The sequence below is a fragment of the Pseudomonas sp. Root401 genome (assembly GCF_001425105.1).
GTDB lineage: Bacteria > Pseudomonadota > Gammaproteobacteria > Pseudomonadales > Pseudomonadaceae > Aquipseudomonas > Aquipseudomonas brassicacearum.
This window is the reverse complement of the sequence record NZ_LMDO01000010.1, coordinates 108542-130910: the sequence shown is the minus strand read 5'-3', so window position 1 is coordinate 130910 and position 22369 is coordinate 108542. Positions and strand designations below refer to the sequence as shown.

Genomic DNA, 22369 nt, shown 5'->3' with positions numbered 1-22369 from the left:
GGTGGCTTCGACGACTCGGCGTTTAAAGTCGAGCGGGAAGTTGGGGCGACGACCCGCTCGACGGGCAGGGGCAACTGTATCCAAGATAGTGTCCACTAAAAAATGGTGTCCACTATCTTGGCCAATTTGGAGGGCTGTCAGGAGAGGGTGCTGGGCGGACGGTTACCCCCCTACTGTCTACGCTCTTCAATCGACTTTATCGCACTCAAGGCAGCAAGAGCGGTTTGCGAATTGTCAACTAACAACCGAAGCCGTGCTAGATCACATACAGAGCCATACTTACCTATAATATTGATGGCAAATTTCAGTGTTTCGGCGTGATTCGTAAAGAATGCTCCATCGAAGTAGCCGGATTGAATATTAGGACTCAGAAGCGCCGCACGGGATATCTCTAGTGCTTGAACGGGGAATGCACGCACCAATTCAACCGAACGCCCCCGAAAAGAGGAAATAGACTTGGAGATCGTGTGAAGAGCCCCTACCGCTACGGCAGGGCTTGACAGGAGTACGTCAAATGCTAATGACGCCTGACTCTCCTGTAGCACAGAACTAGTGTCTCGCCGACGAAGCCAATGGTAAAGAACGCCACACGCGAGGAGCGCATCCTCATTAGGCTGCCCGCCAAATCGAACGATCTCCGCAGGTAAGTCGTACTCAAGGGTGCCAAGCGCCACAAATGCAGCGATGAACGTTTCAATAGCTTGTTGAGGTAGCATCGACTGCTGCGCTGGCAAATAAGTCCAGCGTATGATGTAAGGAATAGCGAGTCGATCACCCAACCGTGCGAGCTCATCAATGAGAGAGCTAAGAAAGAATGCGTCGTTTTCTGCTCCTTCACATGCAAGACGCAGCAACAACAGCCGTTTTTGGGGTGGTAATTCTTCGAGTACTTCTATGTAGGCGTTGCAGAAAGGGTGATCAAATTGAGCGTTGTAGATAGCCCACGCTAAACCGGAAGCCTCTGCGGACTCTAAAGACAGAGTTTCATGTATTTGTAGACGGACACTCTCCACGTGTTGATCTTCCTCCTCTTGCAAAGCGCCCAACCCACTGAGTGCTTCTATGGCTGTCTGGGCCAACAGTGGATGCAGGTCTGGTAGGAGATCTTGGAGGGCATGAACGTACCCTTGTCGGATATAGTCCGGCACTTCACGAAGGGCATGCGCGTAATCAAGAAGGTCGAGGCGGACATGATGGGCAAGAAACTTCCAACGCTCTGGCTGGAGATACGGCAACACATGACGGGCGAAGCTACCACGAATCTCATATGCCAGGCGTGATAGCGTCAAAGCTAAGTAAAGTTGCCCAGGTGACTCAACATCGCACCATGCCAGTTCCAGCGACGCGGCCAAAGTTGAGGTGCTAGTTCTGCGAGAGTTGAGAAAGCCACCATGCAGGAGAGAGACTATATGGGTCAGGCCTACTCTCTCTGAACCAAACAGATACGTGATGGCGAACAGGCCGCTGCGGATGCTGACCTGCTTTTCCACTGCGTCTGGATGCAGCCTCCGGAATTCTGTGGCGAGAGTAGCATCCATACTTTTAACCGCGCTGAATATCTCCTTAATCCAGCGTCCTTCTGTCATTCCGGCCGCAAGCACTGAAAGAAATGCAAAATCGCGATCTGACCAAGTAGTTAGGCTGTCAGGGGTGACCGCCACATTCCACCAACCATCCGCAATGACCTCAAACCTCAGCCGTGTTGTCTCTTCGACCAGTCGCGCCGGGAGAGCAACTATTGCATCTGTGACGATATGACGCGCTGCACTACCACACTCACCAATTAAACATGCTTCCAATAACTTGCTGTCAGAGACCCTACCGAGGATCTTCGCTAGCAGCGATTCATCTTCAATAGCACCAATGATAAATGTATGTAGGGAATCGTATTTCGGTACTGCAAGCGCGGCTAAAATCGTGTCTTCAGCGAAGCCTTTCTGGCGAACTAGTGCCTCGGTCGCAAAGACGTTGAGATACATTTCATGGCACAGGCTCACACGATCACCCCGCAAGTTCAGGATGCCTGAGCTATGAGCCTTTCGTAGCGTCGAGGACAGCAGATCTAGCTCAGCTAAGAGTCGATCCACCTCCCTGATCGACAAACTGAATGTCATACCATCCAGCAATCGTCCGGCCATTGCGGAAAGTAGGCGTATGCCTTCGGTGGCCGAGTCACCTAGCTTACGACGCACGAAGTAGTCAAAGAGCGCGAACCTGCTCGAAGACTGAGGGATCTCGCGTCCAATCTGGCCAATGAGATCGGCTTCTATACCTGTGGTGGCCGCCTCAAGGAGGGAAATTAGGGATGTATCTGATGATAGATTTATATTCGCAATTTTCGCCTTCAGTTCATTACTTGGCCGTCCCACGCTGACATGTCGAAGCGGGAGCAAGTCGGGTCGCTCAATATCGATCTGCGAAGTGATCATAATCAGCGCGTTGTATCTCACCGATGCAGCGCGAAGAGCTCTTGTGAGTTGCCCCCTACTAGCCTCTTGACACTCGTTGTAGCCATCGACAAACACCGCAATGGGTTGGGACATGTACCGAGCCGCAGCAATCAGAGCCGCAGCGGATTGTAGGTCAAGTAGTGCAGCTTCGCGATCTAGCGATGTAGCCAGCTGGCCGTCAAAGAACTTGCAGTCAATTATGATAGGAACAATACCTCTAGCGAGAACGCGGTTGGCAAGGCAGTGAGACAGCAACGTTTTTCCACAACCTGAAGGGCCGCGAATCAGTAGGTCCGACCGCTCCTGCAAGAGCATGACTTCAATGTCACCTATCTCGTAGGCCTGTCCGTCCTGATCATAGATGTCTGGCACGTATCGTGTGGCCATCGGTCCATAGGTCGCCGCAAACGCGCTCGTGTAGCGAAGCAAAGATTGCTCTGCATCAAGCAAACGCGTGTCGAACGAGCTATCTGCATTAGCAATCCGCTGAAGGCCATGTGCTTCGGCAAAGTGATGCCAACGGTCGGAACTCCACCGAAGTGTGGAGCGCTGGTCGATAAGTGCTGAGAGTTCGCCAAGGTCATTGAGGCTTACCTTGTGATTATTTCTAGGAAGATCAGAGTCGATAGGCAGTGCTGGGGTGAACATCACGCAAGCGTTAGGGTAACCAGACAACGAGGCGTCGTGTACTCGCATGTCATCACGTAATACATTCTTGGCTTGAAGAGCCTGGAGATAGGCGTTTCTATAGGGCTTCCACCGCCCGGTCCTCGTCAGTGCAGACCACTGACCGTTGTAACTTCCCCGCAGTGGGTATGAGACCCCTTTTGCCTCAATGACTAAGGTGAGCAGATCGGTACATACAACAAAATCGAGCTGGCGACCACCTATGTGCAGATTTGCAAACACCGTTGCAGGAGCGGCACGTTCCTCCAATATTGACAGGATAGCTCGAAGCACTACGCGCTCAGACTCTTCTTCTATCGGGGCGCCAACGTACAGGGCGATAGTGCTTAAAAGCATGCGTGCCTCAGATTAATGGTTATAAAGGTCCCAAGCTGCATAAATAGGTTTGCGTTAATCTTTCTATCGACATGCACGCTTGATGAATCGGACTGCCTGCATAGAGATGTCAAAAATCACCTATGACCATGCGGCAACCCTTCGACACCTACGGCCAAACGATATTATGCATGCGTCTCCATTTCCCTCTGATTTTTCGAGGTTCAATGTCTGCACAGCCAAAAGAGGTCATTCTGCAATAATTTAAATCTTCCGCTTGTCCTAACTAAACGTTGCGGCGCCTAGATGCACAGTGTGTGAACTCAGCGCTGCTGCGTCCAGCCTGCCGCAGTCCAGTCCAAATTCTCAGGTATCAGATAGCGGTTGCTGGCATCGGCCAGTCGCTGGTTAGCCATCTCTTCTGCGACTTTGAACAGTAATTTTGAGGCTTCAGCCTCGGGACACAGTGTGCTGTGCTCGGCAAGGGTCAACAGCCATTGACTGGCTTTTGCAGGGTTCAGTTTGGCTTTGCCTTCGTTAACCTGAATAGCTACAAACTCTTGCCGCATACGTTTGCCCTGCGGGCCTTGCCAGCGCAACATGGCGCCGAGCAGAGCCTCCCCTTCTAATTCTGGTGCTTTGAGCATCGCACTCAAACCTCCAAAGTCGTATTCACAGGCTTTACCCAGCAGGTACTGCATCAGTTTGGAACTGAGGTCGAGCATGTGAGTGTCGGGCCGGTTTGCAGCCAACAAGCGATCCAAGGTCACGTCCATACGTTGTGAGGCTTCTGGGGAGAGTCCCATGTCGCGCATTACCTGCTCGGATAATCGAATACGCAAAAGCCGCTCTTTATGGCTACGTTCCGCTACCTCTATACCCAATTGCTCGAACATCCCCACCACAAAGCTGTAGAGGTGCTCGGCAGTGATTTCTAGCTCGTCGCGTAGCTCATTTGGATTGCTGGTGGCGGCATGGACAAACAGTTCCCGTTGCTTGACGGCAGCAGTACGGGCCTGCTTTAACGCTTCATCGATACGCTCTCGGGTTCGGTCAATGCCGAGCTTAGTCGCTTGTTGCAGGATGTCTTCTACATCAATCAACTCGGCCAGTTGACCGAGGATTTCGTCTTTCAAACCATCATTGAATTCATGCTGCTGGACCTCGGCGAGGTCCGTCACCACACTGTCGATTCGTTCATACATCAGGTCGACGATATTTTGATCTAGGCTGTCGGTTTGCTGGATGTTGAACACGACAACCTTCTTTTTCTGACCATAGCGATACAGGCGGCCAATGCGCTGTACGAGACGCATGGGGTTCCAAGGCAAGTCATAGTTCACCATGATGTGGCACTTGCTCTGGAGGTTGATGCCTTCTCCACCGGCCTCAGTTGAGATCAGAAAGCGCCCTTGCTCCTCAAAGCGTTTAATGGCGTCACCTCGTTCAGCATGTTGCATGGAGCCATTGATTAGCTCGACCTGATCGCGGCCATAATACTCAGCCAAGGCATCCCGCAGGTAGTTCTGAGTGGTGCGATATTCGGTAAAAATCAGCACTTTCTCGTCAGGATTGGCTGCGTGAATTTTCCCGATGACTTCGTCAATGAACCGCTTTAGTTTGAGGTCGCTGGCCTTCAGTACAGCGGCCTCTTCAATGAGGTCTTTCAGCAACTGGATTTCACCGGCGAAGAACTCACGTGCATCGCTGGTGAACTGTTCTTCCCACTCACCGAGGTAGCGCTCATCGCTGGGCTCGTCTGTGGAACTACCGTTTGCTTGATCGTCGAGTAAGCGCTGAAGACGATTACACAGGGCTCGATGAATGGCTGCTGCGCTGGAGGCCGCTAGTTTTCGATAAACCGTCATGACAAAACCAATGGCGTTGCCTGTACGGCCTAACGACTCACCAGCGGCGTAGCCTTTGCGCAGATAGTCCTGAAGCGTTTTATCGAACTCGACGGACTCGAGGCTGCTGGGCACCTTCAAAACCTTGGTGATCTTGCCTTGGAAGATGAAGTTCCCTTCTGCGTCGGTTACGTCGGCTTTATGGTTTCGAAACACCATATCGTGCAGAATTTCAGGCTTCAAGTTGAGTGCCATCAGTTCGGTACGGCGCTCAGGACGCAGTAGCTCTAGCAGTGCCACGAACTTGTCCTGCATGCCCTGGTGAGGAGTGGCACTCAGCAGCAGCATGTGCTTGGTTTGGCTGCGTAAGCTCTTGGCTAAATCATAACGCTCAGAGCTCTCTAGCTTTTGTCCATACTGGCGGCGGCTGAGTCGGTGCCCTTCGTCAAAAATCACCAGATCCCAAGGCTCCGCCTGTAGCAAGCTTTCCAAGTGATTTTCTTGCTTAAGCCGATCCATGGATCCGATGACACAGTCGTGCATCTTCCATTGGCGGGGTTCATTGATGAAAAAATCCTCGCCATAGATCTCGAAGTCTTCAATCTTGAACTTGTGATACAGCTCTTCCTGCCACTGTTTGGTCAGGCCCGCGGGCGTGATCAGTAGGATACGTTTGACTAGGTCTCGTTGCCGAAGTGCATGCAACAGCATGCCGGTCTCGATGGTCTTACCCAAACCCACATCGTCCGCAATCAACCAGTTGAAGTTACCGGAGGCGAGGATATGGTGCACTAGGTGAATCTGGTGAGGCAGTGGCTCAATTTCCAGATGGGAAAGGGCACCGGTGTTTTCATTCCAAACTTTTATGGCATGGGCAAGCATGCGCAGCCGCATACGCTCAGCATCGTGTGCTTCACCTTTGCTGGCGGTGACAAAACGATGTTTAACACCTTTCACCTGACGCAGATATTGATAGGGCAGCCAATGGCGCTCACCACGTTCAGGAAAATCGACCAGTACCTGCTCGCTGCCTGCCAAAGTACGCTGCTGCATGATGATGCCGTGCCCCAGCGAGCGAACTCCACTACCAGGGGTTTCGTCGACCACGTCCATGCCATTTTGAAAGCCTGAGCGCACGGCAGATGCATCGACATACGACAGCATCCTCTCAGGACTGAACCAGTGAACCTGAAGCTGATTCTCGGCCTCTTTGGCAATGGCCATTTTGACGATGCCCCGACGTTCATTCTGGCCACCAGGTAATATTTGGCTGACCCAGCAGCCTGAAACGTGGGTAAATCTGAAAGGCTTCATAGGCTAATCCTTTATCCTTACAGCTCAATGCTTGGCGGAGGTTGGTCGGTGTTTTGTAACTGTAAGGCAGATGCTAGTGGCGCTGCTGCCCATTGAGACGGTGCTTTATCTGCCTCGCTGTCAAAGCTCTCTTCCTCGGCCTCAATGTCGCTAGGTATCTCCGCGACATTAGTCTCTTTACTTGAGCGCTTTTCGGCATTGAGCGAAGGTGTTTCTTCATCTGGTGGCTTGTCACTGAAGTAGCAACCGGGCTCCTGTGGGTGCTTGGTTTGAAATACGCCATAGGCTCTAAGGATCTCTGTTTTTTCAAACTCCAGTGTGTCGCACAGCCCCAGATCGCTGTATTCCTCAGCAGGGAGCTCGTGGGGATCACAGAAATCAAAGGGCTGGTTAGCAGGCAAGCAACCTTCCAAATTGGCAAACCTGAACCACAGATATCGGGCAAACGCTTTAAATGCGCGACGCAGAGTGGGGTTCTCGTACCACGATGTAAAAAGACTTACGAGGAAGACTTCGACTTCTTCAACCTGTGGCAGAGATTCAAAGGAACGGACAATCAACAAGGCTGTTGGCCAGGACAGTACGTAGTGGGACAGTCGACTGCTACCGGTTTTATCAAATGAGATCCAGTAAATATCATTTTCAGACCAGATCACTTTGATATGGGCAGCGAGGATCAATTCGTCAGGGGTGAGTCCTTTTTCAATTTCTCTCTCAAGGGCCAGTCGGGTCTGCGCCCATCCACTCATAACGAAAATTTGTTGGATCAGAGGCAGCGTGCTGAGCGGCCAATTGGCCTTTCCAATTAATTCAGCGGCTTTTTGGAGTGCGCGGTCTTCGCGTGAAAGTTTGTCAGCAGGCCCATCGTCGGACTCGTTAGCCTGCACCTCGTCGCCGTCAAAGACTTCATCCGGGTCAAAAGCGTAAGCCGCATAATCGTCTTCAAGAGCACGGAAATCGTCTACAACACCATGAGTATTTTCTTCCTGCTCAGCCTCAGGTTCGAAGATCGATAAATCCTGCAGATCATGATCGAAGTCGATGTGATCTTCCTGATCTTCAAGCCCAAAGTTTGGTAGGGGTAAAGTCGGGGTGTTTAGCTCTAGGTCGGTGAGCGGGAGGTATTCGACATCCTCATCCTCATCGTTCTCACCAGATATTTCGTCGTGAGCTTGTGAGGTGAAAGCAGGAACCTCCAGTACTGACAATATCGCTGGTCGCAATTGAAACGCATCAGAATCCAGTAGGTCTGGATCGCTCAAATCTGTTGGTTGAAAAGAACTTATTGAACGCCCCGATTTGTTGAGTATCTTGACTTTGGATAACCCTTCTTCAGACTCCGTCTCCTTCCGTGGTTGAGCAAGCTTGAGAATGGTTTTTGTTGAGGCGGATTGGGTGTTCTCATCCCCTATCGCATGCTCATCGGAGTAGTGGTCTGTGGCAGCAGGAGCCATATCAGATGCATCATCGACCTCAGGTTCATCTGGAAATCCTGAAGCTTCAGATTGCACCGATTCTGATTGTTCCACCCACCAGCCGTCAGTTTTTAACGAGGGATATTGAGAAGCCGCATTCTGAATGAAGGTAAACGAATCATCGGCTGTCTCGGGCAGCGCCTTATTTTTCGGAGCTGCTGGGTTTCCTAGCGGTGTCAGATGCTCAGCTGAATCATTGAGAAATTTTAGATCAATGTCTGTTGGCAGATCGTCTGTCAGCTCTTCAGGCTCAATCTCAACAAAAGCTTGATGTTGGCGTCTGAGGACGAGAGCACGCTGCATGACCTTTGCCCCATCTACGGGTCGGCTTTGCAGCATGTACACTCGGCTTAGCAGATTTAGAGATTCAGGCTCTTCAAACGCATCAATAGCTTCTAGGAGGAGCGACTCGGCTGCCTGCAACTTGCCAGACGCGACAAGGTCGTTTACGTCTTTGATGAGCTGCTCTTTGCTGCGTTGCTTGCTCTTGATCGAGAGCATTTGCGGTGCGCGATGTTTTTTGAAGTGGAGAATCAGTTCAAGCCTGCGCTGGATATCATCCGCTGACTGATGACTTTTCAAGAATTCGGTAAGAAGCGCCTTGGCAGTGGCGTGCTGCCCTTGCGTAATCAGAAGCGAAATGGCCTGGAGTAAACCTTCGAAGGAGTGCCCTTTAAGGCATGTGCGAATCTTCGCCTCCAGCTCTTTTGGATCCGAAACGGCGTAGCTCCACAGCTCATCTAATAGCGCTTTCCAGTCCAATTCCATACCTACTCCGTGGCGAGCCAGCCTAGCCCCGTGCAAAATCGCGGCGCGGTAAGGGCAGCACCGCACGTAGGTATGGCCTGTGTCTTCCCCACATTAACCGGACCGACCGTGTGGGTAAAGGCAAACAGCCATCAGAACATTGATTTGTTTTCCGCACGGCCAACGCTTGCTCGTTGTCGGACTGGCTTACATCGACGCGCTTGGGGAAAGGGGGACGGAAAGCGAGAAAATCTAGCTATCGGGCAGAATGACTGCTTCCGGCCGAAAACCACCGACCAAGGAAATCCCCTATCCCCCATCAACCCGCCAACCAACTAGCCTCTAACCGCCTTCATATTGCCAAGTACCCTCCCGGCATCCTGTCCAGGCGGAAGTCCAAACACCCGCGCATAATCCCGGCTGAATTGCGTTGCTCTCTCGTAACCCACTTCGAAGGCAGCCGCCATGACGCTTTTGACATTCGCCACCATCAGGGTTCTGGCCTGGAGCAGGCAAACCCGCTTCTGGTACTGCAAGGGGCTCAGGTTGGTGACCGCCTTGAAGTGACGATGGAATGCCGAGACGCTCATTGAAGCGCGTTGCGCCAATCGCTCAACACCAATGGGCTCGGCGAAGTCGCGGCGGATCCATTGGATTGCCAGGTTGATTCGGGTCATCGCGGTATCCGGCGCCGCGATGTCTCGCAACATCCAGCCATGGGAGCCTTGGAGTACGCGGAAGATAATCTCTCGCTCTTAGACGGGGGCCATGGTCTTCGGAGAAGGGTTCGCCCTGAGCATCACCGGGACCGTCATTACTGACATCCAAGAATGATCAATCCTGAGGCACACGACCCGACTACCAGCCCCCTTGGGCTCAAGCCTCCAATACGCGTTTTACCTTAAACGCTCCCACCGTCACTGATATGAATACCAAGATCACAACGACCCGATGCAAGATGCGGCTTAAGCGTCAACGCCGGGATTTCGTAATCGCCGTGATTCTGGCGACGAAATGGCAAGGGTTGATCACTGAAGAGCCTATCCAAGCGAGCGGCATAAGCCGTGCAAATGGATTGGAAGCGGGCGGCGTCCATCTTGCTGGTCTTGTAGATTGGGAAGGCCGGCAGGACCGTGAAGCCAGGATAGAAAAGCACCCCATGCTGGATAGGAAATAGCAGGTCATCCAACGCGCCGTTCACCCCTCGGCCACTGTAGTGGGATTCCCAACCGCCCATTGTGACCACCAACATGGCGCGCTTGCCTGTCATGCTGCCTTCGCCGTAGCGATCGCCCCAGTGGCTTTCGCTATGTTCGCCGACACCATAGGCAAACCCGTAAGCGTAGACGCGTTCGATCCAGCCCTTGAGAATCGCGGGCATCGAGAACCACCACAGCGGAAATTGAAAGATGACGGCATCGGCCCAGAGCAATTTCGCCTGCTCTGCCTGGATGTCCGCCGGTTGGTTGTCAGCGGCAAATACACGCTGGGATTCAAGCGCCGGGTTGAAAGGCGTTTCTGCGTCGTACCCTGGGGCGTCGTCCGGATCGAGGGATGCTTTCCACCGCATGCCGTAGAGATCTGAGACTTCGACTTCGTGGCCTGCTGTTTCCAGGTGAGTGATCGCAAAATCCTTGAGCGCGCCATTGAGCGAACGAGGTTCGGGGTGGGCGTAGATCAGCAGTATTTTCATGAGGGGCTCCGCGTTGAATGTGTCCCTCAGCGTAAGCATGCATCCGCTATGATAGAAATGAATTCCCGAAACACATGGTATTTGCATGCACAATAGCTTGCGCCGTCTGGATCTTAATTTGCTGGTCACATTGGATGCCTTGCTGGCCGAGCAGAATGTGACGCGGGCAGCGCGCTTGCTCAATCTCGCGCAACCGACCGTCAGCCTGCAACTGGGCAGGCTGAGAGATCTTCTTGATGATCCGCTTTTGCTGCCTGGCCCCCGAGGGATGTCGCCCACCGAGCGAGCTCGCGAATTGCAGGGCCCCCTGCGTGACGCGTTGGCCGCGCTGGAAAGCGCACTGAGTCCTGTTGCCGCTTTTGAACCCGGACGGTCCCATCAAACGTGGAAGATCGCTGCCAGTGATTATGCGACGACTGCCTTGATCTGGCCGTCGCTCTCGCGGCTCAGGCGCCTGGCGCCGTACACGCGGTTGGCGCTTGTGAATAAACCGACTGGCGACTATGCCAAGGATCTGGAAAACGGCCTAATCGATCTGGCGCTGCACACCCGCGATGAAGCGCCGCCCAAGTTGCGTCAGCGTTCCTTGATTCACGAACGCTATGTGCTGGCGGCGCGGCGCGGCCATCCCGCGCTGGCAACCAAGCTGTCGCTCAAAGCGTTCTGCGCGCTTGAACATGCGGTCATGTCACCCGATGGCGCCGGCTTCGTTGGCAGTACCGACCACGCGCTGGCAGCTGAAGGTCTTGAACGGCGAGTAGTATTGTCCGTGTCCAATTTCAACTCGCTGGTCTCAGCATTGGTGCACAGCGATTTGGTTGCGGTGGTGCCGCAAAGGCTGGTGAAACATGAGCCAGCGCTTCACGTCCAGGCACCTCCGCTGGCCATTCCCGGGTTTGAAATGCTGATGTTATGGCCCGAGCGACTGCATCGCGATCCTGCCCATATGTGGCTGCGCGACCTTATTGCTTCGACGTTGGAAACAACCGGCGCGCAGAAATAAATGGACCGGCCCATGAAACGATGACGACGCCCCCCTGCCCCCGTGTCCCGTTAATAATGTCCAATTCACTCCAAGGAAGAAGCTAATGTCCTCCGATCCCCTATGCCTGGTTTTCGTACCCGCCCTTGCAGCTGTACTCACAGCAGCCGAGTCAAAAAAAGGCGCTCCACTCACCGAACTCGAAGTCTGCAACATCCGAGACCAAGCCACCTGCATTGCAGTCACCTTTGCCACCGCGCTGGCGATGGAAAAAGAGCGGGGCTATGCGGATATCGTTGCCGAGGATTGCTGGAATGAGTGGCAACGATTACGCCTCTCGATTCAACAAAGCCCACGTTGAGGGGCTGACACCTAAGCCATTGAATACCCCGCCTGGAGCCTTTTATGCCATCCACCTCACGTGACGACGCCCGTATTGAGCGTCGTCTCATCGCCACCCTGACCGAAGCCTGTGAAGCCGCCAAAACTGAAATCCCGGGCTTCGCCTGGCTGACCCACACCGTCGACTATCGCGCCTTTCCCCAAAGCTTGCGCGTGATCTGGATTTTCGACAGCCGCGCCAGCCAGGAACACGCCCTCTCAACGGGGGCAGACAAACGCATGCGTGAGCTGACCACCGCCGCCCTGAACGACGCCGGCGTACACGTCCCCCACATGGCCCGCTGCGTCAGTTTCGACTCCGAAGAAGAATGCCGCCTCCGGCATGGCGGCGACTGGCGCTTGCGCCTGGCCAAGGTACACACGACCAACGCGCCTGCGAGCCATCGATGACCCACTGCTGTGGACTCATTCTCGACAGCACCCGAGAGGACATCCGGACAGGTCATCTTGCAAACTGGAAGTCAGCTACGCCCGGAGTAACGGGTTGCTTTCGGCCAAAAGCTGACACCGCTGTAATGGTTCGTTTAGCTAAGTTAACGTGCGTATATGTTGAGCTGCTCAGGAAACAACTTCTCAGAAAGAGGATGTGGACCGTCAAGAATGTCTATCTCGATGCAATCAACCTTAGTGCCGGACAAAACCAGTTTTGGCCTCGTCGTCGACGCAGGTGCGTACCCATCCAGGATGAGTCCCGTTGTTTGAATGCCAAGGGGTGAACCGCGACAGTCGGAAACTGCCGCGGTCGGTTTACGTTTTAGCGATTAGCGTCGGCCAGGCCAACCTCAATGAAGCGCACGGAACTCTCCATTGCCTGCTGACCTTCTGGCAGCATGGTGGCGTAGAAGTGCCAGGCATGGAACATCGCAGGCCATACTTCCAGGTTGACGCGAACGCGGTTATCAGCCAAATGAGTTGCAAGATGCATCGCGTCACTCAACATCAGCTCGTTCTCGCCGATCTGCACCAGAATTGGCGGAAGTCCCGTGACGTCCGCGAACACAGGAGAGGCCAGAGGATGATTGGCCAATGTGTCGCCCAAGAACGCCCTGGCCAGAATATCCAGGACAGGCTTGGAGTTCAGAGGATCCAAACCTTCACGATTGCTCATGGAAGCACCGGTGTGTTCAAGGTTTGCCCATGGCGAAATGGAAGAGCCAACCGCAGGCAATGGAAGTCCTTTGGATTTGGCCGCCACCATCACGCTGACAACCATCGCGCCGCCAGCTGACTCGCCAGAGAATGCAATCTTGTTAGCCGGGATTTTCTGCTCAAGCAACCACTCGTAGGCGCGCAATGTGTCGTCAATAGAGGCTGGGAACTTGTGTTCAGGGGCAAGGCGGTAGTCCGGCATGTACACACGAGCACCGAGCATCTTTGCGTAGTTGCCGCCGATGCCGTGATAGCCGTCTGGACGCCCAACAATGTAAGCACCGCCGTGGATGTACATCACTACTGCGTCGCTTTTGATCTCGTCCGGAGTGACCAGTGTGCCTGGCACTCCACCCATGTCGACTGCTTCAAATTTGACGCCAGCAGGCGCTGGATTTTGCGCGAGCATTTTTGCGTAGGAGTCGCGGATGTCGCTCATCTTTGTGGTGGTATCGATTCCCTTGAGAACGGGTACCAGATCGCTAAGGCTGTTAGCCCAGGTTTGGACGGCTGCTTGCACTTTAATGTTCATAATGACCTCAATTGATCGCTGGGCAACGGAATGGCTAATTGAGATATTATGCTCATGATTGGGGAATAGGGTTCCCCATAGCCGGGTGCTAAGCCGCCCGAACGTTGACGTCCAGAGGTCCCATGGAACTCCATAACCTGAACGATATTGCAGCGTTTGTAAGCTCGGTAAACGCTGGGAGCTTCACTGCGGCGGCCAAGCAACTTGGCCTTACTCGCTCGGCAGTGGGGAAGTCCATAGTCAGGCTTGAGGCTCGATTACAGGTACGTTTGCTGAATCGCACCACCCGTAGTTTGAGCATGACGGATGACGGCCAGGTTCTTTATGAGCGCTGCGTGGGCGTTCTTCAGGATCTGGACGATGTGGAGGATGCCCTTGCGTTTCGTCGTTCGACACCCAGTGGACGACTGCGGATGAGCCTGCCAGTTGCGTTGGGCAGACTTCATGTCCTTCAGCACATTGAGTGCTGTCTGAAGGATTGGCCATCCTTGAGCGTGGATATCACCTTTTCCGACAGGCTGGTCGACCTGATTGATGAGGGATTTGACTTGGCCGTGCGCATCGGGCCTCCCAAGGAAGACTCTCGGTTGCTCACGCGCACCGTGGCCTACCAACAAATGATTACCTGCGCTTCACCCAAGTATCTGGCTGAGCATGCCCCCCCAAAAACGCCCGAAGATCTCTTCGAGCATCAGTGCCTGCATTTCGTGAGCGGCGGGAGACTGCTTCCCTGGAATTTTCGAGTGAACGGTCGCTCTTTGCCAGTTACTCATGGTGGAAGGCTACAGATGGACAGTGCTGAGTCATTGCACCAGTCAGCTGTCGCAGGCCTGGGTATCGCGACTCTTCCTTCCTACGTGGTTAACGACGATTTGAGAAGCGGCAAACTCGTTCAATTGCTCGCAGGATATGCAGAGGCCGCAGAGCCTATTCGGGTGATCTACCCTAGCAAGCGGCACCTCTCTCCAAAAATTCGACTCTTCATCGATAAACTTGTGGAGGCTTGGTCGCCTTTTCCACCATGGGAGCATAATCCGGCGAAAGGTACTCCTCTGTCTGCCCCCTGAGCGAAGCGCATGTATCTGGTCGGTCCGCGGCTTATACGCCGTAAACTCATCTCACACCGGCTTCGACTTCAGACTTTGGGCACGAATTCGGAGTAGCCAAGTTTTTGATAGAACCCGGGGGCCTGAAAGCTGAAGGTCTCCAGCCAGATACCGGTGCAGTGCTTTTTCTGCGCGACTTCTTCGGCCATGCGCATTAGCCGTTCACCAATACCCTGACCACGCATCGACTCGGGAACGCTGACAAGATCGATGAGCAGCCATCGATAAGAGACCTTGCCGTACAGTCCGCCAATGACTTCGTTACTGTCAGGGTCTCGTAGCAACAGAGCAAATGTTTCATGGGCGTCGTCTCCACCGTTGGCCAGGTTATGAAATTCCTAGTCGTTCTGCTTCAGTCGCATTTTCCGAAAGCTGGATTTCTACAGGCAACCCATTCGAGATATCCATATGAAACCCATTCCGACAATCGATAACGTATTACGCGTCGCGTTGGTTACAGGATCCACTTCCGGTATCGGCGCAGCCATTGCACGTGTACTAAGCCGAGCAGGCTATGCGGTGGTGCTCCATTCGCGAAACTCTGCAGATACGGGACGCGCTATGGTTGCCGAAATGAAGCAGGCTATTTACGTGCAAGCTGATCTTGCTTTCGAAGCTGACAGGGTCAGGCTTATTAACGAGGCGATCGCCGCGTGGGGGCAGCTCGACGTATTGGTCAATAACGCAGGTATTAGCAGAGTCATTCCGCACAGCGACCTTGCCGCGGCCAACTCGACGGTGTGGCACGAACTTAACGAGGTTAATGTCGTGGCGCCGTTCCACCTGGTCGCATTGGCCGAGTCGGCATTGCGCGATGCCGCCCGTTACCGTCGAGCAGGTTGCGTCGTAAACATCAGTTCCCATGCCGGCATCCGTCCTAAGGGCGCATCGATTCCCTATGCGGTAAGCAAAGCTGCGCTTAATCACATGACCCGCTTGCTCGCGGTATCGCTGGGGCCAGAAATTCGCGTAAACGCTGTGGCGCCTGGCTTGGTCGACACACCTCTGACCGCAGAGTGGACAGAGGCCCAAGAGTTGTGGCGAACTCGCGCACCTATGCGCAGGGCCGCGAGCCCAGACGACATCGCAAAAGCTGTTGTAATGCTGGTCGAGTCGGACTACTTGACCGGCGAGATACTCCTCTCGGACGGCGGGTTGAATCTGACCTAGGCTAGCGTGCTCCGGTGTAGCAGGTGAGAAGACGGGTCACTCTGTTTCGCCGGCTCGCCCAAAGGACAGGCAGCATAGCTTCTCAGGACGGATGAGAGGACACCGCTGAACGGATACGATTTTTTCGACAGACAAGTCTACGTGCCCTGTAGCGGCGAGACTGAGACAACGTTTGGGTAATCTACAACCTAGCAGCGGTCCACCGCTTACATCCGGTGATGCTCCAGCAAAAAATCCACAAACAACCGCACCCGCGCCGGCATTGCCGAGCCCCCTACGAACACCGCATGAATCGGTTCCCGATCGCCGGGGTTCCAGGCTTCCAGCAGCGGTACCAGATCACCGCGCTGCAGGTCCTCGCTCACGGTGAACTCGCCGATGCGCGCAATGCCGGCCCCTACTCGCGCAAGTTGTGCCAGCGCTTCACCGCTGCTGCATTCGATGTTGCCGCTGACCTTCAGGGAGAACTCTCGTCCGTCGCGGATGAACGGCCAGTTGGGTTCGGCACGCCGGAAGTTGAAGCGTAGGCAGTTGTGCCGGAGCAGGTCTTCCGGTTCCTCGGGGGTGCCGTGGCGCCGCAGATAGTCGGGCGATGCCACCACTACCTGACCGGTGTCGCCGATCCTGCGCGCGGTCAGCGGGCTGTCGGGCAGATGACCAAAGCGTACCGCCACGTCGGCCTGGCCGCCGAGGATGTCGACCACTTCGTCGCCGAGGGTAAGGTCGACGACGATGTTCGGGTAGCGGGCGCTGAACGCCGCCACCAAGGGAACGATGGCCAGCCGCCCATGGCCAAGGGCGGCGCTGACCCGCAAGCGGCCCCTGGGTACGCCCTGGTCGGCGATGGCTTCTTCGACCTCGGCCATGTCGGCCAGGATTCGCCGGGCGCCGCGCAGGAACGCCTCGCCCTCGGCGGTGAAGGTGATCGCTCGGGTGGTGCGCAGCAGCAGGCGGGTGCCAAGGCGTTGTTCGGTACGCGCGATGATCCGACTGACCGCCGAGGGTGTCAGCCCCAGTGCACGCGCGGCGGCTGAAAGGCTGCCTTCTTGCGCCACGGTGGCGAACACGCTCATTTCACCGGACCTGCCGTTAAAGTCCATTTGTGCCTCTTACGCAAAGGTGATTGCCAAAAATGCTATCTACCGCCTGAAAAAGTTGGATCGTAGCATTTGCGGCATAGATAAGGAGCCTTCCATGCGTATCAATCCACCACTTGTCGCACTCGCCATTGGTGCCTTTGGCATCGGCGTTACCGAGTTTGCCCCCATGGGCATGTTGCCGGGCATCGCCGCGGATCTCGGCGTTTCCATTCCCGCTGTGGGTCTGTTGGTCAGTGCTTACGCCCTGGGCGTTCTGCTTGGCGCGCCGCTGATGACCCTGACCACCGGCAGGATTCCCCGGCGCTATCTGCTGATCGGGCTCATGGCGATTTTCACCCTGGGTAATCTGATGTCAGCCTTGGCTACCGATTACTACAGCCTCATGGTCGCCAGGGTGGTGACCTCACTGAACCACGGTGCGTTCTTTGGCGTTGGCTCGATCGTCGCCGCCAGCGTGGTCGCCCCAGAGAAGCGTGCCGGGGCGGTCGCGGCCATGTTCATGGGCCTGACCCTGGCGACCATCGGCGGTGTGCCGCTGGCCGCCTGGTTTGGCGAACTGTTCGGCTGGCGCACCGCTTTCTGGGGTATTACCGGCCTCGGCGTAGCGACCATGGCCGCGTTGTGGTTCGCCCTGCCCAACCTGCCGGCGCCGCAAGGCGCCGGTGTACTGGCCGAAATTCGGGTACTGGGCCGTGGCCCGGTGCTGGGGGCGTTGGCCCTGACCGTCGTAGGCTCGGGTGCCATGTTTACCGTCTTCACCTACATCGCGCCGATCCTCAGCAGCGAGACCCACGCGTCCACCGCCTACATCACGGCCATGCTGGTGCTGTTCGGTGTGGGGTTGACGCTGGGCAACATGTGGGGTGGCAAGGCCGCCGACCGCTCGATAGATCGCACCCTGATCGTTTCGCTGAGCGTGCTGATTCTTGTCTTGCTGGCGTTCACCGTACTGATGCGTTGGCCGCTGCCGGCCGCCGTTGCGATCCTGATATGGGGTATCGCCAGCTTCGCCCTGGTGCCGCCGCTGCAGATGCGCGTCATGGAAGCGGCCAAGGACGCACCCAACCTGGCCTCGGCGGTGAACATCGGCGCCTTCAACCTCGGCAACGCGATTGGTGCGGCGCTCGGGGGTGCGGTGATCGATGCGGGGTTGGGGTATCCGGCGATTTCCCTGGCCGGGGCGGCAATGGCGGGGTTGGGGCTGCTGATGGTGTTGGCTTTTGCCTGGCGTTCCAGAACGGTTGCAGCTGTGGTGGTGTGACGAATATGTGAGGGGGGCTGTTAGTCGCCATTGAGATCGCTACCAAGACGCTCAAGCAGCCCCTTGAAATGACAATCAAGCCCTGCGCTTGGCGCAATACTCCACCATGAGCTGAGTGACCGCTGCCACAATCGTCTGATCCGCATCGGGCGAGGTGAACAGCCGACATTGGGCATCCGGCAAATCCGGCAACCCATGTTCTACCCCAATGACCGCCAATCCTTGCCCCAACTGACTCAGTGGCATGGGCGCTACCGCGAAGCCTGCCAAGGCCGACGCCCGTAACCCGGCCGTGCTGCTGCACAACATCACTGTGCGTTGGGCGATCCCCGCCTGCGCCAGCCTTGTCAGCGCGGCCTCGCGATAAGGGCACGGCTCGGGGAACAGGGCCAGCGGCAACGGCGTGGGTAATCGGGCGACGGGTTGCGCCGACCAGGCCCACACCAGCGGCTCTTGCCATAGCAACACCCCCGCTTCGCTGGTTTCGCACAGCGAACCGATGACCACCTCCAGATGCCCTTGCTTCATCTGCGCCAGTAACGTCCCCGGAATGTTCACCTGCACCTCGATCTCCATTCCGGGGTACTGCGCGGCGAAATCCTGAACAGTGCGCAGTAATCGAGCCTCGACAAAATCTTCGGACACTCCGATCCGCAGCCGTCCGTGAAACGGCGTGCGCGTCAGGTCTGTCCAGGCATCACGGTTCAGCGCGAGGATCGTGCGCGCGTAAGAGACCAGGCGCTCGCCATCGGCCGTCAGTTGCTGGGAACGGGTGGTGCGCGTCAAGAGGGGTTTACCAATCTGTTCTTCCAATCGCCGCACGTGGCCACTGACCGCAGACTGCGTCAGGTGCAGCTTCTGGGCGGCGCGGCTGAAGCCGTCTTCATCGACGACCGTGACCAATGTCTTGAGCAGCAGAGCATCGAACATAGTTTTATACGTGATCAATTGAGCTTTAATTTACGATTTATATTTCAATTACAACTATGTTGCAATGCTCCCACCTGCCCTGCCTTCCCCTCATTCAAGGTGTGTCATGACGACTCTTCTCCATATCCAGTGTTCCCCACGCAAGCAGCGCTCGGCCTCCCTTGAAGTCGCGCGCAGCTTCATTGCGCGTTATCAAGCAAACACCCCGGACACCGAAATCATCACCCTCGACCTCTGGAACATGGCCCTGCCGGAATTCGATGACCTGGCCATGGAGGCCAAGTACGCCGGGCTCAATGGCACGCCGTTGACCGCTGCACAACAAGAGGCCTGGAACACGTTAGAAGTGTTGGCAAGTCACCTGCACCGTGCGGATGTACTCGTGATGTCCGTACCGCTGTGGAACTTCAGCATCCCGTACAAACTCAAGCACTTCATCGACCTGGTATCGCAGAAAGACATCCTGTTCAGCGTTGACCCGCAACGCGGTCTGGAAGGCATGCTGCACAATAAACTCGCCGTGGTGATGTACGCCCGCGGCCTGGATTTTTCGGCGCAGTCGATCACACCGGCGGAGCGCTTCGACTTCCAGAAACCCTACGTGGAAGCCTGGCTGAAATTTATCGGCGTCACGGATGTGCATTCGGTGATTGTGGAGAAAACCATCCTGGGAGAAGACGTCGATAGGCACGCGCGTGAGGCCGCGACTCAGCAGGCCAGGAACCTGGCAGACAGTTTGTCGCTGACGCTTTAGGTGCCCCTACTGCGCGTCGACAGCATCCAACCGCAACAAGCTTTATCGTCCAGATAAATCCTGTGATATTTAATGCGAATTACTCTCACAAGCATTAGCATCCAAGGATCTATTCATGTCGACTTGTGCCACCCCGCCACGTCATTTCACCCCTGCCCGCAATCTTCTGGCCATGGCCATCTGCATGATCTCCATGGCCCCCGCCTACGCCGATGACAACAGCACCACCCCACCCGCCACCCTGGAACTAGACGCTACCGAGGTCTCCGGCAGTGGCCAACTGGGCAGCACCACGGAAGGCACCGAGTCCTACACCACCGGCGCGATGTCGACCGCAACCAAACTCCCGCTGACGATGCGTGAAACCCCACAAGCCGTCACCGTCATTACGCGCCAGCGCATGGATGACCAGGTGATGACCGACATCAACGACGTGGTCAAGGCGACACCCGGTTTGTTCCTGGACTTTTCCTCTGGCCCTGGTCGGCAGACCTACAAGGCACGCGGTTTTGAAATCGACAACTTGATGTATGACGGCATCCCGAGTGGCTACGACGGCGTTAACGTTGGCGCCCAGCCTAACTTGGCCATGTTCGATCGGGTCGAGGTGGTGCGCGGTGCCACTGGCCTGGTGACGGGCGCAGGCAACCCTTCGGCCGCCATCAACCTGATCCGCAAGCGGCCATTGGCCGAGCAGAAAGTCACCCTGACCGGTGCGGCCGGCAGTTGGGACGACTACCGTGGCGAGGTCGATGCCTCCAGCCCGCTCAACGACAGTGGCACGCTGCGCGGCCGGGTAGTGACCTCTTACCAGGACGCCAACAGCTTCATCGACAATGTCGAGGAGGATCATGGCCTGTTCTATGCGGTCACCGAAGCGGACTTGAGCGAAGACACCACCCTGACCCTGGGGTTTTCCCATCAGAAGGACAAGACCAATTACTTCTGGGGCTCTTCGATGATCGGCCAGGACGGCCATCATCTGGACCTGCCACGTTCCTACAATCCGGGGACGGATTGGGAGAACAAGGATCAGGAGATCAACACCGTATTCGCCGAGGTCCGTCATCGCCTGGCCAATGACTGGAACCTTCAGGTCAACGCCAACTACTCCGAACAGAACGCGTTGTTCTCCGGCTCTTACCAATCGCGCTGGGTCAACAACACACTGGCCCGCACGGTTTACCAGGCCGACTTCGATGAAAACCAGGCCGGCGTAGACGCCTTCGCCAGCGGGCCCTTCGAGGCGTTCGGACGCAGCCATGAACTGGTGGTGGGCGCCAGCAAGCGCATCAACGACACGACCATCCACAATTACAGCCCGTACGACACCAACTGGCCGTTCAATGCGGGTAAACCGGACTTCGTCCACACCGATAACCAGCGCGACGTGACCACTCAAGATGGCGTCTACCTCACCACACGCCTGAGCCTGGCCGACCCGTTGAAGTTGATCCTCGGCGGGCGCCTGGACTGGTACGACTACGATAACCGCGATGGCGAAGGCGACTATAAGGTCACCCGTAACCTCACCCGTTACGCCGGCTTGATCTACGACTTGGACGAGCATCACTCGGTCTACGTCAGCTACAGCGATATCTTCACGCCGCAGAGCTCCAAGGATACTTCTGGTAGCCCGGTCAAGCCGATCGTCGGCAAGAACTACGAGGTTGGCATCAAGGGTGAATATTTTGATGGCGCGCTGAATGCGAGCGTGGCGCTGTTCCGCGTCGACCAGGAAAACCGCGCCGTGCAACTGTTTACAGCAAACTGCCCACAGGCAACCTGCTATGAAGCCTCCGGCGAGATTCGCAGCCAGGGTATCGACTTCGAACTGCAAGGCGCCTTGACCGAAAACTGGCAAGTCGGCGGTGGCTACACCTACGCGCGCACCCACACCATCAAGGATGCCGCCAACCCACAGAACGTAAACAAGCAGTTCGACACCGACACACCGGAGCATCTGTTCAAGTTGACCACCAGCTACCACTTCCAGGGCCCGCTGGAAAAACTGCGTGTGGGCGGCAACGTCTCCTGGCAGAGCCGCCTGTACAACGACATCCCGCTGGCTGATGGCAGCAAATACCGCCTCGAACAGGGCAGCTACGCGATCACCGACCTGATGGCCGGCTACCGGGTCAGCCAGAACCTGGACTTGCAGGTCAACGCCAACAACATCTTCGACCGCCGGTACTACTCGACCATCGCCAACTCCGTGAGCTATGGCGGTGATGCCTATGGCAACCCGCGCAATATGATGCTGACCGCCAAGTACAGCTTCTAGACAAAAAGGGGGGCCTCGGAACGCCCCCCTTTTTCGGGTTGAACGGACGCTCTACCTGTCTGGAAACAGGCCTACCCTTCTAATGCCAGAAAAATCGAGACTCGATCACAATTCGATAACTGTGATCTGCCCCAGGTTCTGCGACGCCTAGCCAAGTACAAATACCAAACT

General features: G+C 55.7%; 15 protein-coding genes and 2 pseudogenes. 8 read left to right on the top strand and 9 right to left on the bottom strand.

Annotated features, from left to right (window positions below; genetic code table 11):
- Nucleotides 1-170: 170 nt before the first annotated feature.
- The 5 genes and pseudogenes from ASC85_RS09385 to ASC85_RS09365 form a co-directional block, all read right to left on the bottom strand.
- Nucleotides 171-3473, bottom strand: coding sequence for an NERD domain-containing protein (locus tag ASC85_RS09385; RefSeq protein WP_057449117.1), 3303 nt, complete (start codon nt 3471-3473; stop codon nt 171-173).
- Between the two features lie 302 nt (nt 3474-3775).
- On the bottom strand, nt 3776-6193 hold the full coding sequence (locus ASC85_RS09380; RefSeq protein ID WP_057449120.1) for a DEAD/DEAH box helicase: 2418 nt from the start codon (nt 6191-6193) through the stop codon (nt 3776-3778).
- A gap of 437 nt (nt 6194-6630) precedes the next feature.
- A complete protein-coding gene (locus ASC85_RS33010; protein WP_057449116.1) occupies nt 6631-8856 on the bottom strand; it encodes a hypothetical protein in 2226 nt (741 codons plus the stop codon).
- Nucleotides 8857-9170: 314 nt separating this feature from the next.
- Nucleotides 9171-9590, bottom strand: a pseudogene (locus ASC85_RS09370) (helix-turn-helix domain-containing protein); the annotation flags it as partial.
- Between the two features lie 146 nt (nt 9591-9736).
- Nucleotides 9737-10528 (bottom strand): NAD(P)H-dependent oxidoreductase, encoded by a 792-nt coding sequence (locus ASC85_RS09365; protein ID WP_057449115.1) that lies wholly within the window; start codon nt 10526-10528, stop codon nt 9737-9739.
- Between the two features lie 85 nt (nt 10529-10613).
- Between ASC85_RS09365 and ASC85_RS09360 the strand changes: the two genes are divergently transcribed.
- From ASC85_RS09360 to ASC85_RS09350, 3 genes are all read left to right on the top strand, one after another.
- Nucleotides 10614-11531: a LysR family transcriptional regulator gene (locus tag ASC85_RS09360; RefSeq protein WP_057449114.1), complete on the top strand. Its 918-nt coding sequence runs from the start codon at nt 10614-10616 to the stop codon at nt 11529-11531.
- Between the two features lie 85 nt (nt 11532-11616).
- Nucleotides 11617-11871 (top strand): hypothetical protein, encoded by a 255-nt coding sequence (locus ASC85_RS09355; RefSeq protein ID WP_057449113.1) that lies wholly within the window; start codon nt 11617-11619, stop codon nt 11869-11871.
- Nucleotides 11872-11915: 44 nt separating this feature from the next.
- Complete coding sequence (locus ASC85_RS09350) at nt 11916-12302, top strand: hypothetical protein (RefSeq protein ID WP_057449112.1); 387 nt, start codon at nt 11916-11918, stop codon at nt 12300-12302.
- Nucleotides 12303-12666: 364 nt separating this feature from the next.
- Here ASC85_RS09350 and ASC85_RS09345 read toward each other — a convergent pair whose 3' ends face one another.
- The gene (locus ASC85_RS09345) at nt 12667-13593 is read right to left on the bottom strand and encodes an alpha/beta hydrolase (RefSeq protein ID WP_057449111.1); all 927 of its coding nucleotides are present in this window, start codon (nt 13591-13593) and stop codon (nt 12667-12669) included.
- 122 nt (nt 13594-13715) lie between these two features.
- Here ASC85_RS09345 and ASC85_RS09340 point away from each other — a divergent pair, with 122 nt between their 5' ends.
- A complete protein-coding gene (locus ASC85_RS09340) occupies nt 13716-14660 on the top strand; it encodes a LysR family transcriptional regulator (protein WP_046064196.1) in 945 nt (314 codons plus the stop codon).
- A 68-nt stretch (nt 14661-14728) separates the two neighbouring features.
- On the opposite strand, the pseudogene ASC85_RS09335 reads toward ASC85_RS09340, so the two are convergent.
- Nucleotides 14729-15089 (bottom strand): annotated as a pseudogene (locus ASC85_RS09335) (GNAT family N-acetyltransferase).
- Nucleotides 15090-15107: 18 nt separating this feature from the next.
- On the opposite strand from ASC85_RS09335, the gene ASC85_RS09330 reads away from it, so the two are divergent.
- On the top strand, nt 15108-15869 hold the full coding sequence (locus tag ASC85_RS09330; RefSeq protein WP_082534350.1) for an SDR family NAD(P)-dependent oxidoreductase: 762 nt from the start codon (nt 15108-15110) through the stop codon (nt 15867-15869).
- Nucleotides 15870-16075: 206 nt separating this feature from the next.
- Here ASC85_RS09330 and ASC85_RS09325 read toward each other — a convergent pair whose 3' ends face one another.
- A complete protein-coding gene (locus ASC85_RS09325; protein WP_057449109.1) occupies nt 16076-16969 on the bottom strand; it encodes a LysR family transcriptional regulator in 894 nt (297 codons plus the stop codon).
- 94 nt (nt 16970-17063) lie between these two features.
- On the opposite strand from ASC85_RS09325, the gene ASC85_RS09320 reads away from it, so the two are divergent.
- Complete coding sequence (locus ASC85_RS09320) at nt 17064-18230, top strand: MFS transporter (protein ID WP_057449108.1); 1167 nt, start codon at nt 17064-17066, stop codon at nt 18228-18230.
- Nucleotides 18231-18305: 75 nt separating this feature from the next.
- Here the strand turns inward: ASC85_RS09320 and ASC85_RS09315 are convergent, their stop codons facing one another.
- Nucleotides 18306-19160, bottom strand: coding sequence for a LysR substrate-binding domain-containing protein (locus tag ASC85_RS09315; protein WP_057449107.1), 855 nt, complete (start codon nt 19158-19160; stop codon nt 18306-18308).
- A gap of 106 nt (nt 19161-19266) precedes the next feature.
- Between ASC85_RS09315 and ASC85_RS09310 the strand changes: the two genes are divergently transcribed.
- Both ASC85_RS09310 and ASC85_RS09305 read left to right on the top strand, forming a co-directional pair.
- On the top strand, nt 19267-19914 hold the full coding sequence (locus ASC85_RS09310; protein WP_057449106.1) for an FMN-dependent NADH-azoreductase: 648 nt from the start codon (nt 19267-19269) through the stop codon (nt 19912-19914).
- A gap of 115 nt (nt 19915-20029) precedes the next feature.
- Nucleotides 20030-22198, top strand: coding sequence for a TonB-dependent siderophore receptor (locus ASC85_RS09305; RefSeq protein ID WP_057449105.1), 2169 nt, complete (start codon nt 20030-20032; stop codon nt 22196-22198).
- Nucleotides 22199-22369: the final 171 nt, after the last annotated feature.

Bases quoted from the DNA above. Each gene is read 5' to 3' on its own strand.
- ASC85_RS09305 (WP_057449105.1), top strand. From the start codon at position 20,030: ATGTCGACTTGTGCCACCCCGCCACGTCATTTCACCCCTGCCCGCAAT.
- ASC85_RS09315 (WP_057449107.1), bottom strand. From the start codon at position 19,160: ATGTTCGATGCTCTGCTGCTCAAGACATTGGTCACGGTCGTCGATGAA.
- ASC85_RS09365 (WP_057449115.1), bottom strand. From the start codon at position 10,528: ATGAAAATACTGCTGATCTACGCCCACCCCGAACCTCGTTCGCTCAAT.
- ASC85_RS09380 (WP_057449120.1), bottom strand. From the start codon at position 6,193: ATGCGGCTGCGCATGCTTGCCCATGCCATAAAAGTTTGGAATGAAAAC.
- ASC85_RS33010 (WP_057449116.1), bottom strand. From the start codon at position 8,856: ATGGAATTGGACTGGAAAGCGCTATTAGATGAGCTGTGGAGCTACGCC.
- ASC85_RS09320 (WP_057449108.1), top strand. From the start codon at position 17,064: ATGCGTATCAATCCACCACTTGTCGCACTCGCCATTGGTGCCTTTGGC.
- ASC85_RS09385 (WP_057449117.1), bottom strand. From the start codon at position 3,473: ATGCTTTTAAGCACTATCGCCCTGTACGTTGGCGCCCCGATAGAAGAA.
- ASC85_RS09325 (WP_057449109.1), bottom strand. From the start codon at position 16,969: ATGGACTTTAACGGCAGGTCCGGTGAAATGAGCGTGTTCGCCACCGTG.
- ASC85_RS09355 (WP_057449113.1), top strand. From the start codon at position 11,617: ATGTCCTCCGATCCCCTATGCCTGGTTTTCGTACCCGCCCTTGCAGCT.
- ASC85_RS09310 (WP_057449106.1), top strand. From the start codon at position 19,267: ATGACGACTCTTCTCCATATCCAGTGTTCCCCACGCAAGCAGCGCTCG.
- ASC85_RS09345 (WP_057449111.1), bottom strand. From the start codon at position 13,593: ATGAACATTAAAGTGCAAGCAGCCGTCCAAACCTGGGCTAACAGCCTT.
- ASC85_RS09360 (WP_057449114.1), top strand. From the start codon at position 10,614: ATGCACAATAGCTTGCGCCGTCTGGATCTTAATTTGCTGGTCACATTG.
- ASC85_RS09340 (WP_046064196.1), top strand. From the start codon at position 13,716: ATGGAACTCCATAACCTGAACGATATTGCAGCGTTTGTAAGCTCGGTA.
- ASC85_RS09330 (WP_082534350.1), top strand. From the start codon at position 15,108: ATGAAACCCATTCCGACAATCGATAACGTATTACGCGTCGCGTTGGTT.
- ASC85_RS09350 (WP_057449112.1), top strand. From the start codon at position 11,916: ATGCCATCCACCTCACGTGACGACGCCCGTATTGAGCGTCGTCTCATC.